This window comes from Nocardioides aequoreus, assembly GCF_000720335.1.
Taxonomy (GTDB): domain Bacteria; phylum Actinomycetota; class Actinomycetes; order Propionibacteriales; family Nocardioidaceae; genus Marmoricola; species Marmoricola aequoreus.
The window spans coordinates 749,823-768,788 of sequence record NZ_JOJN01000002.1 but is presented as its reverse complement, the minus strand read 5'-3'; the positions used below and the strand labels follow the sequence as shown (position 1 = coordinate 768,788).

The 18,966-nt window shown below is 71.0% G+C and carries 11 protein-coding genes; 5 read left to right on the top strand and 6 right to left on the bottom strand.

The annotated features are described in order from the left end of the window. Window positions 1-82 precede the first annotated feature (82 nt). From IG63_RS23520 to IG63_RS0106225, 4 genes are all read right to left on the bottom strand, one after another. The gene (locus tag IG63_RS23520; protein WP_051706200.1) at window positions 83-2,881 is read right to left on the bottom strand and encodes a class I SAM-dependent DNA methyltransferase; all 2,799 of its coding nucleotides are present in this window, start codon (window positions 2,879-2,881) and stop codon (window positions 83-85) included. Next, window positions 2,878-6,192, bottom strand: a complete 3,315-nt coding sequence (locus tag IG63_RS0106235) for a helicase-related protein (protein WP_030483516.1) — start codon at window positions 6,190-6,192, stop codon at window positions 2,878-2,880. The genes IG63_RS23520 and IG63_RS0106235 overlap by 4 nt, the downstream gene beginning before the upstream one ends. A 440-nt stretch (window positions 6,193-6,632) precedes the next feature. Continuing rightward, window positions 6,633-8,555: an ABC transporter ATP-binding protein gene (locus IG63_RS0106230; protein WP_030483515.1), complete on the bottom strand. Its 1,923-nt coding sequence runs from the start codon at window positions 8,553-8,555 to the stop codon at window positions 6,633-6,635. Continuing rightward, entirely contained in the window at window positions 8,552-10,435 is a 1,884-nt protein-coding gene (locus tag IG63_RS0106225) for an ABC transporter transmembrane domain-containing protein (protein WP_030483514.1), read from the bottom strand. Before IG63_RS0106225 ends, IG63_RS0106230 begins: the two co-directional genes overlap by 4 nt. 126 nt (window positions 10,436-10,561) lie before the next feature. Between IG63_RS0106225 and IG63_RS20460 the strand changes: the two genes are divergently transcribed. The 3 genes from IG63_RS20460 (at window position 10,562) to IG63_RS0106210 (ending at window position 13,822) form a co-directional block, all read left to right on the top strand. Beyond that, window positions 10,562-11,446, top strand: a complete 885-nt coding sequence (locus tag IG63_RS20460) for a nuclease-related domain-containing protein (RefSeq protein ID WP_051706199.1) — start codon at window positions 10,562-10,564, stop codon at window positions 11,444-11,446. Window positions 11,447-11,539: 93 nt separating this feature from the next. After that, window positions 11,540-12,196, top strand: coding sequence for a phosphatase PAP2 family protein (locus IG63_RS21355; protein WP_051706198.1), 657 nt, complete (start codon window positions 11,540-11,542; stop codon window positions 12,194-12,196). Window positions 12,197-12,256: 60 nt separating this feature from the next. After that, a complete protein-coding gene (locus tag IG63_RS0106210; protein WP_030483511.1) occupies window positions 12,257-13,822 on the top strand; it encodes a peptide chain release factor 3 in 1,566 nt (521 codons plus the stop codon). Between the two features lie 54 nt (window positions 13,823-13,876). On the opposite strand, the gene IG63_RS0106205 is transcribed toward IG63_RS0106210, so the two are convergent. Together IG63_RS0106205 and IG63_RS0106200 are read right to left on the bottom strand one after the other, a co-directional pair. Next, window positions 13,877-14,272 carry a hypothetical protein gene (locus IG63_RS0106205; protein ID WP_030483510.1) on the bottom strand — a complete coding sequence of 132 codons (396 nt, stop codon included), beginning with the start codon at window positions 14,270-14,272 and terminating at the stop codon, window positions 13,877-13,879. A 7-nt stretch (window positions 14,273-14,279) separates the two neighbouring features. After that, entirely contained in the window at window positions 14,280-14,528 is a 249-nt protein-coding gene (locus tag IG63_RS0106200; protein ID WP_036194434.1) for a glutaredoxin domain-containing protein, read from the bottom strand. Window positions 14,529-14,597: 69 nt separating this feature from the next. Between IG63_RS0106200 and IG63_RS0106195 the strand changes: the two genes are divergently transcribed. Both IG63_RS0106195 and IG63_RS0106190 read left to right on the top strand, forming a co-directional pair. Beyond that, entirely contained in the window at window positions 14,598-15,254 is a 657-nt protein-coding gene (locus IG63_RS0106195) for a GAP family protein (RefSeq protein WP_030483508.1), read from the top strand. Window positions 15,255-15,732: 478 nt separating this feature from the next. After that, window positions 15,733-18,954, top strand: coding sequence for a fibronectin type III domain-containing protein (locus IG63_RS0106190; protein ID WP_030483507.1), 3,222 nt, complete (start codon window positions 15,733-15,735; stop codon window positions 18,952-18,954). The last annotated feature ends 12 nt before the right edge of the window (window positions 18,955-18,966 follow it).

The following is an 18,966-nucleotide window of genomic DNA, read 5'->3' as shown; positions in this document are numbered from 1 at the left end:
CCCCGTGCCTCCACGCGGGGCGCACGCCCGGCATCTGAATCGGCGGCACCGCGACCGCCCCAACGTCGGTAATGCCCTCACACTAGAAGCGCTCGCCCCCCGTGGGCGGGAGCATCCTGTTGCTGAAGTCCGCTGCGCCTGTCATCTCCGCGTAGCGACGGAAGAGCACCTCTTGCCGCTCCTCCTCGGATTCGCACATGCACTTGGCCCCGAAGGCCCGATCGACGACGTCATCGAGCGCGACGTGAGCCGCGAGCAGCTCGGGCGACATCTGGCTGGGCGTGTAGTGCTGGGCGAGCGACTTGTCCGGCTCAAGCTCCCGGGCCGCGAGGACTGATTTGCCGCCGGCGATGATTGCGGCCCGCTCGGGTGACCCCAACACGGGGAGCGGAAGGGTGTTCCATACGAGGGAACTGGAGAACGACGGACGTGACTCCAATCTTCCGCCTACCGTCTTTTGCCAAGCGATGAACATGCCCGACGAGATCAGACCGAATAGGAATCCGTCCTCGTCGGGGGCAGTGAAGAGCTTGATCGACGCGATGACGGACTGGTCCAGCCTGCCCGCAGTGGCATACATGCGATTCTCGCTGAAGGTCTGCGGGATGCCGAGGTAGTGGCCCGATGGCTGCCGGCGTTCACCGAACAAGTGCGGAGTATCCGCCAGGGCGTTCGTTGCTGCACGATCACTTTTGTGCAATCTCACCTCACGTACCTTGCGCACACGCTTCCGTAGGACGGGGCTTTTGGCGGAGTCCGCCTTGCCGCCAGGCCCATCCAGCCAGAGGCACCACCGCTCCAGGTCATGGATGAGCTCCTTGCCCCCGGCGAAGCGTCGCAGATAAGTTCGCGCGATCGGGTCGGAGCGCGCCTCTGCGAGGTCAGCCAGCTCAACCGTGAGATGACCCCAGTCGATCGGCGTCGACCCGGCCCTGATCTTGGGCAATCCTTCGTGGAGTGGCTGCCGACGTGGCGTCACGACGACGTCAACTCCCGGAACTAGGTAAGGATTGATGTTCGGGACACGATGCTCCGCAGGCGGACCCTTCGGGTGGTCGTAGGAGAAGAGGCGACGGTCCCCGAGGGATCGTGTGAACCCGACGATGACGCAGTGAACCGCTGCCTGGCCGGTAGCCTCGGAAGACCATGCGAATGTCCGATGGGCGAACATGATGTGCCAACCTCGGTCCTTGATCTTCGGGAAGAGGAGCGGCACAGACTCGCCTTGGGCGACAGAATTGGTAGAGACGAAGGCCCAACGCCCTGGCAGTGACTCGAAGTAGTCGAGCGCCTTGGCGTACCAGCCTGTGACGTAGTCGAGATGCCCGACTTTCGTGGTGCGCCACACATGCTTCAGGTCGTCGCCCTGTGCCGTTGATCGCTCTTTGTGACCCAAGAAGGGAGGATTGCCGGCGACGACGACAGAGTCGCCCGGCGGGCAGACCTGGGCCCATTCCAGTCGCAGTGCGTTACCGACGACGATCTTCGCTTCGCGCTGAATCGGCAGCCGCTGCGGCGCCTCTCCGAAGCGTTCCTTGAGTCGCAGGTCGCACTGCCGGTCGACGAGGAACATCGCGGTCTCAGCGATGCGCGCTGGCCATTCGTCGACCTCAATGCCGTAGAAGTGGTCGAGGGTGACCTTCAGGTCCAGCGTCGGATCGAACGAGAGTTGCGAGTAGCCGGTCAGGTCCTGGAGCGCGAGCATGATGTCGAGCTCGATGGCTCGGAGCTCGCGGTAGGCGACGATGATGAAGTTGCCGCATCCGCAGGCGGGGTCCATGTAGCGGAGTTCGGCAAGCCGCTCCCACAGCGCGTTGAGCGCGTTGGCCTTCTTCTTTTCGGTGTCGCGCGCGAGGGCGGCTTCGTGCTCGGCGCGGAGCTCGTCGAGGAAGAGTGGGTTGAGTGTCTTGAGGATGTTCTCCTCGGATGTGTAGTGCTCGCCGAGCTTGCGGCGGGTCTGGGCGTCGCGGACCGATTGGAACATGGACCCGAAGATGGCGGGGCTGATGGTGGACCAGTCCACAGCTGCGGCGTCGAGCACGGCGTTGCGAAAGTCCTCATTGAGGTCAGGGAGGACGATGCGTTCCTCGAAGATGCCGCCGTTGACGTACGGGAAGGCCGACACTTCCGAGGCCTGGCCTTTCCGGGAACTCGGCGGGGTATCGAGGGCTCGGAACAGCTTGTTGAGCTTCGGGCCGAGGTCGGAGCCGTCCCGGTTGGTGTGGTCCTTGATGAAGTCCTGGAACAGTTCGGTGGACCACATCTCGGTGTCGTCGCCGAAGAGCAGGAAGAGGATGCGGGCAAGGCTGACCGAGATTTCGTGGTCGCGCTTCTTAGGGTCGTAGCCGGCCGGGTACGCCTTCTCCAGGGCGGTGTACATGCGCGCCATGAGCTTGGAGGCGCGCTTGGACTCGTTCTTGGTCTCGACGTCGAAGGCGCCGCGCACTTTGGCGAGCACCTGGTTGGCGTCGAGCACGATGTCGTCGGGCAGGTAGATGGCGTCGAGCTTTGCCGCGAACTTGGGGTCGTTGGATCCGGTCCGGTGGACGTGGCGAGCTGGTCGGGAGCTGACGATGGCGCCGCGGGTGGTGCGCGAGGGCCAGCGCCAGGCCTGCTTCTTCTCGTCGTGGAAGATGACGATGCGGTTGGTGGTGGTCTTCGCGAGCAACTGGTCCAGCTTGGCTTCGGCGACCGCTCCGGGCAGGTGTGGGATTTCCCAGACGCGCAGGCCCTGGTAGGAGGAGACGTTGGTGGCGGTGTAGGTCTCACCGTCCACCTCGAGGGTGATCGCGTCCTGGTCGGGTGAGCTCCAGTTGAGGTCGAGCCGGAACAGGTCGGAGTAGTTGCGCGTCTCCGATCGGGCGACGAGGTCGTGGGTCATCGGTCGGTCACTCCGATCGAGCAGACGATCGTGATCGCGTCCTTGTCGCTGGTTCCGATGACGAGTCGCTCCTCTTCGTGGAGTTGCTTGATGAGGTCGGCGAGGTCTTGGTCGCCGTACTTGCTTCGGCGGGCTTGGCGCAACCGCAGGTTGGCGTGTTCGGTCAGGGGCCGGTCCATCATGGCCGCCAGGGCTTGGCTGGCGTCGTCGCCGAAGATGGTGCCGCCCAGCCGTTCGACGGCCCACTTGCGGGCGCCTTTGAGATTCCCGGCGGCCACCATCTCCGTGGTGAGTTTCCCGTGCACCAGGGCGCCTTCACGTTCGAAGTGGTCCTCACGCAGCGGGGCGGTCGGGGTGGTGTCCTCGGCGCGGAAGATGTGCAGGGCCTCCAGGGGGGTCAGGAGGCGCTCCACTTCGCGGCCGCCGTCGCCGGTGTACGACGTTGCGAATGCGTGCACGCCGGAGGCGGTGCTGGCGAAGCAGGTGACGCCGGTGCGGAGTTCGTGGTCGCGGGGATCGCGGGTGCTGTGGACCATGTCCTGCATCCGGACCACCTTGGCGGCTAACTCCGGCTTGTCGTCCTTGACGCGGGACCAGACCAGCCAAGCCTCGCTGACGGCGTCGGCCTCACCTTCGGAGCTGTCCAGCTCGTCCTCGCTGGGGACCGAGCCCTTGTAGAGGTCGTCGAGGAGGTTGATCTCGTCGTCTCCGCCGAAGAACTGTTCGTCGGAGCCGAAGGCGGCGGCGTTGTCGCCGAGCCGCTGGCGTATCCGCTGGCGCAGCCTGATCGCCTGCTCCACCTTCTCGTGGGTGATTAGGTAGATGTGGACGGTGTCGGACTTCTGTCCGACGCGGTCGACGCGGCCGGCACGCTGGATGATCCTGATGATCGCCCAGGGGAGGTCGTAGTTGACCACGACGTGTGCGTCCTGCAGGTTCTGTCCTTCGGAGAGGACATCGGTCGCGACCAGGACATCGATCGGGTCGTCCACGGTCGCCTCGGCTTCCTGGCCAGGGAGCCGGTTGCTCTCCGGGGAGAATCGCCGGGCAAGGTCGGCGAGGTCTTCGGTGTTGCCGGAGGCGAGGCCGACGTTGTCGATGCCCGCCTCGCGGAGAGCCTGGGCGACGTAGTCAGCCGTGTCGACGTACTCGGTGAAGATCAGCACCTTGTCCCCATCGTGAGTGGTGCGGAGCAGGTTCACTAGGACGTCGACCTTGGAGTCCTTGCTGGGGTCCCAGGCCCCGAATGTGTCGAGCAGCTCCGTGATGATCTTGTTGTCGCGCAGCAGGTCCTTCTTCAGGCTCGGCTTGAACACCGTGGTGCTCAACCACTTCGTCGAGGCGGGGAGGCGGCGTTGGAGCTCGGTGTAGCGGGTCTCCGTGGTGCCGTGGAGGTCGGTGCCGTCCTCCACGTCTTCGTCGGTGATCCGGAACTGCTGATCGCTGAAGGTGCCCAGGGGAACGTCGAGACCCTGGTCGATCGCGTACAGGAACAACTCGTTGCGGGCTCGCTGTCGCTGCAGGCTCAAGATGAAGGAGTGTCCTGAGGACGACAGGCGCTTGAACAGCCCGATCCTGACGAAGCCGCTCACGTTGCCGCGACCGGAGCGGATGTCGGCGAGGATCTTGGCGTCCTTGTCGCTGTGCTCCGCCCGCGGGTTGTCGTAGTCGGCGAGCCGATAGCGCGGCAGGCACAAGTCACGGATCGCGTCGAGGGTGTCGTCGTCCTCCATCAACCGGGCGGGGTCGTCCTTGGCGAAGTCGTGACTCAATGGCTCGGAGATCCGCGTAGGGAAGTGGAACCGCTCCCCACTCGCGAACTGTAGGAACTCGCGTTCCTCGGTGGTGCCGTCTGGCAGCGCGACGATCTCCTTCTTGGCGGTCCGCTTGATGAACGAGCGGGTGCGGCGCACCAGGTGGTCGCTCATCAGCCGCTTCCAGTCCTCCGGCTCCTCGGACCTACGGAACGCGGCAAGGGTGGTGACCTTGCCGTCCACCTTGTCGGCCAACCCCGGGTCCTGCGACATCGCTGCGGTTGGCTGGATGCCCAGGTCCTCGTCGTCGTCGATGTAGAGGCCGATCTGGTTGGCCACGTCGGCGAACGCCAGGTTGTACGGCGTGGCCGTCAGCAGCAGCACCTTGGAGCCGTTGCGGCGGATGTAGTCGTGAATCGCCTCGGCGGCCTTGGTGCTGTTGTTGCGCAGGTTGTGCGACTCGTCGCAGATCACCAGATGGAAGCGCTTCAGCTCAGGCAGCTTCTTGTCCACCATCGAGTACGGCATCACCCGCGCACCCACCAGGCCGTAGCGCTCGAGGTGCTCCTCCCACATCCGCTCGAGGTTCTTTGGGCACAACACGAGAGTCGCGTAGTCCTCTGCCCCCTCCAGCATGAGCGCGGTGGCGACCGCGGTCAGGGTCTTCCCCAAGCCAACCACGTCTCCGAGCATGGTCCCGCCGCGTCGCACAATCCGTCGTGCGAGGGTCCGGACCGCGGTCTCCTGGTAGTCGAGCAACAGGTTCTGCATCGAGGGCGGCAGCACGTAGCCCATGCCCTCGCGGGCGTCCTCTGAAAGGCTGTGGCAGACCTTGAGGTACACCTCGTACGGGGTCGGTTGCTCCTCGGATGCCCACGACTCCTCGATCAGGTCGATGATCTCGGTGGTGATGTCGCGGGAGAACTTGCTCGACCAACGGTCCTCGAACCACCGGGCGAGCTTGTCGGTCGCGTCCCCGTCAGCGACGTCGATATTCAGTTCCAGGTTCCTGAAGAACCCCGCCGCGGTCAGGTTGGAGGATCCGACGTAGCCACGCCGCTTGAGGAAGGCGTTGTCTGGGTCATGGAAGAGATACGTCTTGCCGTGCAGCGGTGCCTCTGTGAAGACCTTCATCCGCACCGCTCCCGACGCCAGCTGTGCGCGGAGTTGTTGCAGCGTCCGCTGCTCTGCCCGGTTCGGGACGCCGCGCATTAGCTGGCTGCGCAGGTGCTTGACCAGGTGCTCCTTGGCTGCCAGAGCCTTCTGCGCGTCGGGAAGGTTTGACCCGTGGTGGGGCGGCTGTACCTGATCCTGCAACCTGCTCAGCATCGCCGCGGCGTCGGAGGGCATCATCATGCCCACCAGCACTCGAGCGACCGGCTGTCCGTCCTCGCCGGTGTGGCTCTCGTCGGCGTCGATGATGTCGGCGAATCCTGCCCAGCCACGCAGGTCGAGATAGCCGGTGGCCACGTCGACAGTGTCGAAGTTCTTTAGGTCTTCTTGCAGCATCGGCCCAAGCCGAGACTCGTCGCTGATGTTGTCGAAGATGTTCGGCACGCGCGGCCCTTCCTGGTTCGTGAGGGTTTGACCTTATGCAGCGCCTGGCTCGGGCAGCACGGAATGCGCTCACGAACCGCTCGTCAGCGAGTGAGTTCGGCGCAGACGCAGCCCTCGGGACTCATGCTGGCCAAGTCAAGCGCTGCTCGTTCAGCACGACTGATTGGGTCAGCATGTGCAAACGGGTCAGCCTGCTCGGAAAGCGGACAAACTAGCGGACTTGCGTCGTGCTCGGGAGCGGTCGATTGTTCCGAATGATGGTGCTTGAGACCGGAGGCGTGACTCCAGCCGTCCGCCCACGGTCACCTGCCAGGCGATCATTTTCGCCGATGTATCAGCCCGCTTAGGTTGCTCGCGCCGTGGGGACATTCCGTATCCGGTCGCGGAGCGGCGAAGGATTACTCCAGCGCCCCGTACTCAAAGTCGGCACAGATCGCAGCTCAGGAGGTCCAGGCGCGCCAGAGGGCGGCGTACTCCCCGTCGGGCCGGTCGACCAGCTCCTCGTGGCTGCCGAGCTCGACGATGCGGCCGTCGACGACCACGGCGATCCGGTCGGCGTCGTGGGCGGTGTGCAGCCGGTGGGCGATGGCGACGACGGTGCGGCCGCCGAGCAGCGCGTTCATCGAGCCCTCCAGCGAGCGCGCCGTGCGCGGGTCGATCAGCGAGGTCGCCTCGTCGAGCACCAGCGTGTGGGGGTCGGCGATGATCAGTCGGGCCAGCGCGATCTGCTGCGCCTGGGCGGGCGTCAGCGACTGCTGGCCCGACCCGATCCGGGTGTCGAGTCCGCGCGGCAGCCGCTCGACCCAGTCGCGCGAGCCGACCGCGGCGAGCGCGCTCCAGACGGCCTCGTCGGGGGAGTCCTCGCGCGCCAGCACGATGTTGTCGCGCACCGTGCCGATGAAGACGTGGTGCTCCTGGGTGACCAGGGCGACCTCGGTGCGGAGCACCTCCAGCGGCAGGTCGACCAGCGCGACCCCGCCCACCGTGGCCGAGCCGGTGCGGGGCCGGTTGATGCCCGAGAGCAGCCGGCCCAGCGTCGACTTGCCCGAGCCGGAGGGCCCGACGATCGCGAGCCGCTCGCCGGTGGCCAGCTCGAGGTCGACGCCGTGCAGCACGTCGTGGTCCTCGCGGTAGGCGAAGCGCAGGTCCTTCCCGACCAGCCGCGGCCCGTCGGGGCGTACGTCGAGGGGCGTGCGGTCGGGAGGCACCTCCGCGATGCCGAGCAGTCGCGCCGTGGAGGTGGCGCCGACCTGCAGCCGGTCGAGCTCGCCGATGAGGCGGTCGAGCGGACCGGCGAGCGCCTCGACGTACAGCACGGCGGTGGTGATCTGGCCGAGCGAGAGGTAGCCGTAGGCGTAGCCCCACGCGCCGACCGCGAGGGTGACCACCCGCGGGGTGTTGAAGGCGACGTCGATGACCGCGAAGAGCAGGTTGCGCAGCGACATCGTGTAGCGCTCGGCCTGCGCGGAGACCTCGATGTCGTCGTCGCCCTGCCGGACCCGCCGGCCCGCGAGGCCGAGCGCCTCGACGGTGCGCGCGCCCTCGACGGTCTCGGTGAGCGTGGTGTTGATGCGGGAGTAGGTCGCGCCCTCGGTGATGTAGCCGCGCGGCGCGGCGCGCAGGTAGCGGCGGACCGCGACGTAGCTGGTGCCGATCACCAGCAGCGACGGCACCGCCAGCAGCACCGAGTTGAGCAGCATCGCCACCACCGAGAGGGCGACGGTGAGCAGCGAGATGATGGCCATGGGCAGGCCGAACTGCACCGCCCGGCTCATCGTGCCGACGTCGCGCGTCACCCGGGTCACCAGGTCGCCGGTGCTGGCGCCTTCGACCCGGCTCAGCGGCAGCCGCAGCACGGTGTGCACGACGTACTCGCGCGCCGAGGCCAGCAGGTCCTGCCCGAAGAGCGTCGAGGTGCGCTGCGCCAGGAAGGTGAAGAGCGCCTGCAGCACCACCACGCCCACGACGAGCAGCCCGATGCGTCCTGCGCCGGCGCCGTCGGACTCGACGGTGAGGTCGACGAGGTCGCCCAGCAGCCGGGGCACGACGAGCGCCGTCGCCGCGGCCAGCGCGTTGAGCGCCACCAGCGCCACGAAGGCGCGCTTGCGCTCGGCGATCAGGGTGCGCGCGAAGCGCAGCACCTCGCGGTCGCCCGCGACGGGCCAGCCCCGCGCCGGGTGGCGCGAGGCGGCGTAGACCTCGTCGGCCTGCTCGCGACGCAGCCGGTGGCGCCGACGCCAGGCGGCGAGCCGCTCGCGCGGTGGGGCGTCGTACGGCACGCGCAGCCGGGGGTCGACGACGTCCTCGGGCTCCGGGTCGTCGCGCCAGGTGGCGGCGGAGGTGTCGAGCAGCGACGCCGTCATCGCGAGACCTCCTCCTCCTGCATCGTGCGGGTCACGACCGCGCGGTAGGCCGCGTCGTGCGCCAGCAGGTCGTCGTGGCGCCCGTCGGCGACCACCCGGTCGTCGTCGAGCAGGACCACCCGGTCGGCGTGGTGGAGCCACAGCGGCGAGACGGTGCACACCACGGTGGTGCGCCCGGCGCGCGCCCGGCTCACCCGCTCGGCGATCCGCGCCTCGGTGTGGGCGTCGACCGCCGAGGTCGGCTCCACCAGCACCAGCACGGGAGCGTCGACGGCGAGGGCCCGGGCCAGCACGACCCGCTGGCGCTGGCCGCCCGAGAGGCCACGGCCGCGCTCGTCGAGCTCGCCCTGCCAGCCTCCGGGGAGCGCGTCGTAGACGTCGACGGCGTCGGCGGCCAGCAGCGCCTCCTCGGCCTGCTCGCGGGTGAGCCGGCGGTGGGGGTCGACGGCGTCCTGCAGCGTGCCGGCGAAGAGCTGGCTGCCGGTGTCGCTGACCAGGATCGTGGCGCGCACGTCGGCCATGGCGGCCGCGGCGAGGTCGACCTCGCCCAGCCGCACGCCCCACGGACCACGCGTGCGCTCGGCGTCGCGGGCGGCGATCTCGGCGCGCCGCCGCGCACGCTCGCTCCGGGCGCGGCGCGCGGCGCGGCCCTTGAGTCGCAGCTCGGGCTCCTCGCTCACCGGCTCGGTGTCGGCCGGGAGGTAGCGGCCGAGCCGATCGGCCAGCCGCGCGGAGTCCTCCGGCACGGCGCTGACCACCACGGTCAGCTGGCCGGGTCGCAGCGTCAGCCGGGTCAGGTCGTCGGTGAGGGGCGCGGTGGCGTCGAGCGGGGCGGCGGCGGTCGGCTCCTGCCACGGGGAGTCGGGGGAGAAGATGGCGATCGCCTTGCGGGCGCTGACCAGCGAGCGGGTGAGCTTCTGCGCGAACTCGAAGAAGGTGCGGATCGGGCCGATCAGGTAGAGGCCGTAGCCGAGGAAGGCGATGAGCTCGCCGACCGTCAGCCGTCCGGCGAGCAGCTCGCGGGTGCCGAGCCAGAGCAGCAGCACCAGGAAGACGCCGGAGAAGAGCACGCCGAGCGCCTCGATGACGGCCTGCCAGATGCCGGCGGAGACCCCGGCCGCGCGGGAGCGCTGCGACTGCTCGGCGTAGTTGCGCCCGAAGGTGCGCTCGCCGCCGATGCCGCGCAGGATCCGCAGCCCGGCCACGATGTCGGTGGCCATGGAGGTGAGCTCGGAGTTGCGGGAGCGCTCGAGCTCCTGGCGCCGGTGCAGCGGGCGGAGGAAGGGCAGCGCCACGCCCACCAGGAGCGGCGCCGCCAGCAGCACCACGACGCCGAGCCGCGGCGAGGTGGCGAGCACGATCGCCGCCACGGCGAGGAAGGAGAGCAGCTGCGAGCCCGCCCGGGCGATGATCTCGGTCAGTGCCCCGAACTCGTCGGAGTCGCTGGACGCCACGCTGAGGATCTCGCCGGTCGGCGAGCGTCGGGGCAGCACGTGGCCCATCTGCGCGGCCTTGCGCGTCACGTTCTTCGTCGTGCCGTAGAGGCTGATCAGCCAGCTGCGCACCACCAGGGTGTGGAGCAGGATGCCGAAGACGGCGCCCACCAGCGTGACGGCCAGGAGCACTCCCGCGCCCACCGCCACGGCTGCCGGGTCCTGACCCACGACACCGGTGTCGATGGCCCGCCCGAAGATCCAGGGCCCGACCACCAGCGGCAGCTGCCACAGCACCCCGAAGAGCGTGGCCACGACGACCACTCCGCCTTGCTGCCGCAGCACCCACCACAGGAAGCGCACCGGGCTCCGCGTGTCGGGCGCTTTCGCCACCGGCTCCCCGTAGGGCGACCAGAAGGTCGAGACGAGGGGAGGGAAGTCACGCATGGCCCGACGAGCCTAGGTCCGGGGCCCGACAACAGACGAACGGATTTCTGCACGCACGTTTTGTCCGGTTCGTCTGACAGCTCGTCTGCCGCGAGGCATCCTCGACGTCTTCGGGGGGAGACCGAGATGAGCGAGCTCGCCGTACCGGCGGACGGGACGACGGTGACGCGGTGGCGTCGCTACGGGCACGACCGGCTCTACGTCAGGGACGCCGCAGGGGGCGACCTGGGCTACTGGGACCTCAAGACCGACGAGGTCCGTCCCGCCGAGGAGCGCTGGCGTGACGCCGTGACGGCTGCGGCCGTCGCCTGGCGGCTCGGCGACACCCCGACTCCGGCCCCGCCCCCGGCCGCGCTCCCGCCCGAGCCGCCGGCGCCCGTCCTCGAGCGCGCGTGGCTCGACCTGGCGACCAACCGACCCGGCGCCAGCGTCCGCGAGACCGCCGAGGCTGCGTACGCCGCCGCCCCGGTCCGCTCCACCCTCGGCCGTCTCCTCGGCGTCCGCACCGAGGAGACGGCGTGGCGGCTCGGGGCCAAGGGTGAGGAGAAGGTGGGCGCCCAGCTGACCAAGCTCGAGCGCCGCGACCCGCGCTGGCGCTCGCTGCACGCCATCCCGATCGGCACCCGCGGCTCCGACATCGACCACCTCGTGATCGGGCCGGGCGGCGTCTTCACCGTCAACGCCAAGCACCACCCCGGCAAGAAGATCTGGGTCGGCGGCAGCACCTTCCTCGTCGACGGCTTCCGGCAGCCCTACGTGCGCAACGCCCGCTTCGAGGCGGCGCGCGCCGCTGACCTGCTCTCCCGAGCCTGCGGGCTCAGCGTCGCGGTGCACGGGCTCGTCGTCCCCGTCAACGCCGCCGAGGTCGTGGTCAGGAGTCAGCCCACCGACGTCGACGTCGTGCCACGCCGGCAGCTCGCCGGGTGGCTCCGGCGCCTCGGCCCGTCGCTCGACGACGACCAGGTGGCCATGGTGTACGACGCGGCGCGCCGCTCGACGACCTGGCGCTGAGCACTTTTCCGCAGGCGACACTCGGCGCGCTCTGTGGCTTCCCTCAGGTACGCCGGTCAGGATGGCGGCTCCGTCCGAGCCGCAGGAGGTCCCGTGCCGCGCACCAGCACCGGTCGTCTCGGCGTCGCCGTCACCACGGCCGCGCTGAGCGGTGCCGCCCTGCTCGCGACGTACGCCGTCGCCGTGCGCACTGCCGGCGGGCAGGCGTGGGACACCGCGGTGATGCTGCGCCTCGGCTCGCTCACGCAGTCGTCGCGGTGGGCGGAGCTGCCCGGCGAGGTCCTCGGCCTCGTCTCGCCCGTCACTGTGCTCCTGGGCGGCGTCGCCGTGGTCCTGCTCGGCCTGGCGGCCGGGGGTCTGCGCGCCGCCGCGGCCGGCGGCCTGACCGTGCTCGGCACGGTGCTGGGCGCGCAGGTGCTCAAGGCGGTGCTGGTGCGCCCCGAGCTGCTCGACGGCGCGAGTGCCTACGGCTCCAACAGCCTGCCCAGCGGTCACACGGCCGCCGTCGCGGGACTCGCCGCGGGGCTCGTCGTCGCGCTCGGCCTGCACGGCCGCGGCTGGGCCTGGCTGCTCGCGGCGGGCGTCACCGGCCTCGCGGGGCTCTCGACCGTCGCGCTGCAGTGGCACCGTCCGAGCGACGTCGTCGCCTCGACGCTGCTGGCGGTCGGAGTCGCGGCGACCGCCTGGGTCGCCTCCGGCCTGGCCCGCCCCGCGGTGCGCGGGCGGGCGCCGTACGCACGCGCGGCCTGAGCCCTCGCCGCAACGACGTACCCTGGCGGGCGGTCCACCCAGAGCAGGAGCAGCGCCCCCATGAGCACCCCCGACCGCCGCCCGCGGCGTACCTTCGCGGTCATCAGCCACCCCGACGCCGGCAAGTCCACGCTGACCGAGGCGCTCGCGCTGCACGCCCGCGCGATCCAGGAGGCGGGCGCGGTGCACGGCAAGTCCGGCCGCAAGGGCACCGTCTCCGACTGGATGGAGATGGAGCAGCAGCGCGGCATCTCGATCACCTCGGCGGCGCTGCAGTTCGAGTACGACGGCCACGTCATCAACCTCGTCGACACCCCCGGCCACAGCGACTTCTCCGAGGACACCTACCGGGTGCTCTCGGCCGTCGACTCCGCGGTGATGCTCGTCGACGCGGCGCGCGGCATGGAGCCGCAGACGCTGAAGCTCTTCAAGGTCTGCGCGCTGCGCGGCATCCCGGTCATCACCGTGATCAACAAGTGGGACCGCCCGGGCCTCGACCCGCTCGAGCTGATGGACCTCATCGAGCAGCAGATCGGTCTGCGCCCCACGCCGATCACCTGGCCGGTGGGGGAGTCGGGCGACTTCAAGGGCGTGCTCGACCGCACCACGGGTGAGTTCGTGCAGTACACCCGCACCGCGGGTGGCGCGACGATCGCGCCCGAGCGCCGGATGGGCTCCGACGAGGCGCTCGAGGTCGAGGGCGACCTGTGGGCCGTCGCGGTCGACGGCGACGAGCTGCTCGCCGCCGACGGCGCCGACCACGACCAGGAGGCCTTCCTCGCCGGCCGCACGACGCCGGTCATGTTCGCCTCCGCGCTGCTCAACTTCGGCGTCGCGCAGCTGCTCGAGCGCCTGCTCGAGCTCGCCCCCGCGCCGCACGCGCTGGAGACGGTCGAGGGCACGCCGCGCGAGGTCGACGACGATTTCAGCGCCTTCGTCTTCAAGGTCCAGTCGGGCATGAACGCCGCCCACCGCGACCGGCTCGCCTACGCCCGCGTCTGCTCGGGCACCTTCGAGCGCGGCATGGTCGTGACGCACGGCCCGAGCGGCAAGCCCTTCGCCACGAAGTACGCCCAGGCCGTCTTCGGCCGCGAGCTCTCCTCGGTCGAGACCGCCAGCCCCGGCGACATCATCGGCCTGGTCAACGCCAACGCGCTGCGCGTCGGCGACACGGTCTACGTCGGCGACCCCGTCACCTACCCGCCGATCGCGACCTTCGCCCCCGAGCACTTCGTCACGTGCACGGCGTCCGACATCAGCAAGGACAAGCAGTTCCGCAAGGGCGTCGAGCAGCTCGACCAGGAGGGCGTCGTGCAGGTGCTGCGCTCGGACCTGCGCGGCGACCGCAGCCCCGTGCTCGCCGCGGTCGGGCCGATGCAGTTCGAGGTGGTGCAGGCGCGGATGGAGGCGGAGTTCAACTGCCCCGTGCGGCTCTCCCCGCTCGGCTTCGCGCTCGCGCGGCGTACCGACAAGGACGCGCTCGACGTGCTCAGCACGATCCGCGGCGTCGAGGTGCTCGAGCGCCGCGACGGCTCGCTGCTCGCGCTCTTCCCCGACCAGTGGCGCGCGACCAAGACCGAGCGCGACCATCCTGACATCACCCTCGAGGCCCTCGCCGCCGGCTGACCCACCCGCTGGCCGGCCGTGCTCTCTGCCGGTCGAGCCTGTCGAGACCCCGCGTCAGCCCTTCCGGAGACCCCACCACCGCAGCAGCAAGAGCAGCGGTACGGCGAGCACCGTGGTGACAGCCGTCTGCACCAGTCCCTGACCGGCGCTGCCGCCCTGGACGACGACGGCGAAGCCGCTCGCCACGCCCACGGCCACACCGGTGAAAAGGGTGGTGCGGAGATCGAGTGTCAGCTCCGCCGTCGCGACGGGCCGGCCCGCCTCCCGAGGCCATGACCACAGGTGGCCACCGACGAGCACCGCTGCCAGGACCAGCGCCCAGACGATCGGCGCGACCCGCCCCAGCGCCGCCGCGACCATCGCGACCCCGAGCAGGGCGACGACGAAGAACGTCAGGACCGACCGCGTACGCCGCAGCGGGGTGCCTTCCGGGCCGAGGAGAGAGGTCACCGTCGGCTCAGCCCTTCGCGAGCCGGCGTACCTCGCGCGCCGAGGGGTTGGTCAGCCACCGCTCGCCCACGCGCACGGTCGGCACGGTCTCGTCGCCGCCGTTGTGCTCGCGCGCGAGCGCCCGCGCGTCGTCGTCCTCCCAGATGTTGCGCCACTCGGCCCGTACGCCGAGCACCCGCAGCGCCACGCGCAGCTTCAGGCAGAAGGGGCAGCCCGGCCGCCACAGCACCTCGGGCGTGGTCGTCGTCCCCGGCATCCGCAGACCTCCTCGCGTGCGCGGTCCGCGTCGCTCGCCAGGCCGCACCTCCGACGCTACCGTCGGCGCGTGCTCCACCTGCTCGCCGTCGTGCTTCCGCTGGCGCTGGCAGCGGCGGTGAGCCCGGTGATGCTCACCGAGCAGGCGGTGATCCTGGCGGCGCCGGGTGGTCGCAGGCTCGCCTGGCGGTACGCCGCCGGCACCGCCGTCGTCCTCTCGGCCCTCGTCGGCGTCGTGGTGACGGCCGGTCAGTCGCTCTCGCTGCCGCAGGCGCCGCGGCTGAACGCCTCGCTCGACCTCGCCGTGGGGGCCGCACTGCTCCTTCTCGCGCTGGTGCTGTGGCGCTTGCAGCGGGAGCGCCCGCCGCGGGCGAAGCCGCCCCGCGAGCGGATGTCCCCGTCCCGCGCGTTCGGCTTCGGTGCCTTCTCGATGGCCACGAACGTCACGTCGCTCGCGCTCGTCGTCCCGGCCGCCAAGGAGATCGCGTCGAGCGACCTCGCGACCGCCTCGTGCGTCGTCGCCGCGGTGCTGCTCGTCGGCGTCGTTTGCCTGCCCGCCTGGGGTCCGGTCGCGGCCACCGCGCTGGCTCCGGCGGTCGCCGAGCGGGTGCTCACCCGCCTGCACGACCTGATCGACCAGCACGGCCGGACCCTGGTCGTCCTCCTGGTCGCGGCCGCCGGCACCTTCCTGGTCGTCCGGGGGGTCGTGCGGCTCGTGACGGGCTGAGCCTCAAGCGCGGGGAGCGCGTCCCCAGCCATGCCCACGAGGGATCGGTCCCACGTCCGTACGACGCCCCGGCGCACGCGCCGCGTGCTGCTGACCCGGGCCGAGCCCGTCGCGGGCACGAGGGCGTCGGCGACGAGTCCCGTCGCGAGGCCGTAGACCGTCTTGTGGAGCAGGTCGACGGCCAGCTCGGCGCGAGGCCACGTCTGTGGTGGCGCGCCGACGCCGGTGGCGTTCTCGAGGATCTGGTCGTTGGTCAGCCGCACGACCGCGAACTGCGCGGACGCCCACGGCCCACGCAGCCCGACCTGTGCCATCAGCGCGCGCACGACGCCCAGCGCGATGCCCACACCGGCGTGCATCAGCAGGTTGTCGCGCTCCCGGCCTCGGCGTTCGGCTGTCGGGAGAGCCATCGGCGTCCTATGATCCAGCACCGGCTCGGCCGGTTCGGGAGTTGGGGGACGCGGTGCTCGGACGGGTCATGGGTGCGCGCTGGCTGGCGGTGGCCGGTCTGCTGGGCTCCTCCCTCGCCATCGCCGCGGCGCCGGGGGCACAGGCGGCCACGGACCAGCCCACGGTCGTCGAGCTCGGGGCGGAGTGGCGGGCGGACCCGCGCGCCGTACGCCTGGTCGGGCGCAGCGACGACGGTCACGTGGCGTTCGAGGACGAGCTCGATCCGGCTCCCGACAGTGGGCCGGACGGCATGGGTGCGTCGGTCACCCGGGTGCGGAGCCCGCAGGGTGCCCTGGAGGAGTCCTCCGAGGGGATCGGCGGCGTCGTCGGTGATCGACTGGTGGGGTCGTGGACCTCGTTCGGCCCACCGAGCGAGGTGCGGCACCGTCAGCTGGACGACGACGCGTGGTCCCGGCTCGCCGTGCCCGCGGCCCACACCCTTCTCGACTACTCCGCCGACGGCCTGCTGCTGCGGTCGGACGCGTCGGCCGAGGCACCGCTGAGCCTGCTCCCATGGACGGGCGGGGCGCCTCGACCGGTGACCGGCGTCCCTGCCGACGTCCGTCCCTCCGCCGCAGGCAAGGGCGTGTCCGACGGGTCGCTCGCCCTGCTGAAGTACACCCGCCCCGACGTCACGAACGGGCTCCTCCTCGTCGACACGGCGACGAGCCACGCGACCTTCGTCGCTTCGACGGAGCCCGACTGCCCCACGGCCCACGGCAGCACCTGGGCCGTCAACGAGGGCGTCGTCGCCTGGCAGGGCAGGTACGACGGCCAGGAACGACGCGCGCTCTGCACGGTGACCATCGATCCGCTCACCGGGGAGCCCAGCGCCGTACGCCGACGCACGGGCGTCTCCGCCGGCGACCGGGTGTACGAGGACGCCTACCGACTGCTGCCCGTGGGCGAGGAGGTCCTGGTCTCCAGTGCCCCGCGTCACGACGGCACGTGGGGCGCCGACCCGGGTCAGCCGCTCGTCGCCGTGGCCGCCGACGGGTCGGCCCGCACCCTGGCTCGATGGGCCCACTCGGTGGTCGCCTCGACCGACGGGCACGTCCTGGCCGTCACGGGCGACGCCCCGGGATCGGCCGCGGTCGTCGACCTCGACGTGAGCGACGGTGCGGTCACGCCAGTGATGCCCGTCGACCCGGTGAGGGCGTGGCACCGCGGCATCGCCGTCGACGGCGCGCGGGTCGTCACGGTGGACGACTCGGGGCACCTCGGCGGCGTCCGCGAGCGCATCGTCGATTTCGCGGGCGGCACGGCGGGGCGGTCGACGCTGCTCGACTCCGACGCACGCCCCGGCCTCGCGGCCGGTGAGGGTGGCACGGCGTGGTCGAAGTCGGGGTGGCAGGGCCACTACTCGGCGCACAGGAGCCCGGCCGGCGTGGTGGCACGGAGCAACCTCTCGGGGGTCGCGCAGGCCGACGCCCGCTTCTCCGCCTCGTCCGGGGGCTTCGTCCTGGACTCGCGCACCGGATCCATCCGGCCGCCGCACACCTCCAGGACCTCCACGGCGCTCCAGAGCGGCGTCTCCTACATCCCCGGGGGCCAGGTGCCGGGCGGTCCGGGCACGAGCGTCGTGGCGACGAACCTCGCCTCGGGGACGGCGGCCGAGATCCCCGTCGGGTGCCACGTCAACGAGGTGCAGGTCGCCGGGTCCTGGATGCTGGTGTCGTGTGCGGTGCCGTTCCCGGAGCCGAGCCTGCTGCTGGTCGACAGGGCCGGGGTGCACCCTCCCCGCCGGTTCGTCGCTCCGGGCGAGCCGCTCCTGGGCAACGGGTTCCTGGTGGCACGCGCGTCCGGCGGCGACCTGCGCTGGACCCCGCTGACGGGCAGCCTGGGCGGCACGTGGCGCCTGCTCGCCGCCGCGGCTGCGCCGAGGGAGGCAGGGGAGAGCGCGGTGGCCGTCTCACGTGGGCAGGTGCCCACGGTCGGCTGGGTCTCCGGTCGCCGGGCGTACGCCGCGAGGCTCCCCGGTGTCGTGGCGAGCGCCGTCCCCGGCCCGCTCAGCGGCGTCGCGCCACCCACCGTCCCCGACGTCACGGCGGCCGGTGTGGAGAGCGGTGTCGTGGTGCGCTGGAAGCGAGCGCCGGGGCAGCAGATCCGGGCCTACCACGTCACCGCGAGTGCGACGCGCGGCCTCGACCGTCGCTTCGGTCGCGCGGAGGTGGCAGGCGACGCCGACAGCGCCGTGGTCACCCAGCTGGCGAACGGCGTGCCGTACGACGTCACGGTCACCGCGTGGAACCTCGCGGGTCGCGCCGTGACCTCCACGATGCGCGCCACCCCGGTCCCGGCCCCGTCACCGCCGACCGACCTCAAGGCGGTCGTCGACCCGGCCAACGGCCGGGTCAAGGTCACCTGGCAGCACACCGCGGGTCCTGACGAGGAGCCGGTGCGCGTCTTCACCATCGAGACCGGACCCGACTGCATCGACGTACCGGGTGGGCAGCGCTCGGTGTCCCTGCCGTGGCCGGCAGGGACGGAGGGGATGCTGATCATGAGAGCGCAGGGAGCGGCCCAGGGCAGCGCTGATGTGCTCAGCAACCGCTTCACCATGCCCGTGACGCCTCCTTCCACGGTCGACGCGGTGGCCCCGACCGCGCGGGTGGGCGCGCTGCCTCGTGCGTCCTTCTCCAGCAGCCTCGACCTGTCGCTGACGGCGCGCGACGACGTCGCGCTCGCCGCGCAGCCCATGACGGTGCGGTGGCGGGTGGGCTCGCCGGGTCGATCGCTGGGCGGTTGGTCCTCCCCGGCGCGCTGGCAGCAGGTCCCGGCGGGGCGACTGCGGGTCACGGGGCTGCGTGCCGGCCAGACGGCGTGCTTCTCGACCAGGGCCGCCGACGCCGCGGGGAACGTGTCGGGCTGGTCCGCCGCGACCTGCACGTCGGTGGCGCTCGACGACCGGGCCCTCAAGCGGCGCGGCACCACCCGCGCGAAGGCGTCCGGCGCCTACCACCGGAGGGCCGCGACCCAGCTGCGCGGGACCACGGCGTCGCTCGCGACCTCCAGCCGAGTCGCCAACCGTGGGTGGATCCTGGCCACCACCTGCGCGAGGTGCGGCAAGGTGCGGGTGCACCTCGGGGCTCGCTCGTACGGCGTCGTCGACCTCACCAGCCGCACCACGCGCCACCGGCAGCTGCTGCGGCTGCCGGGTCCGGCCACGGCCAAGGGCGTCCTGCGCCTCTCGCCGGCAGCCAGGACCAAGCCGGTCACCATCGACGGACTGGTCCTGCCGGTGCGCTGACAGGTCCGCGGC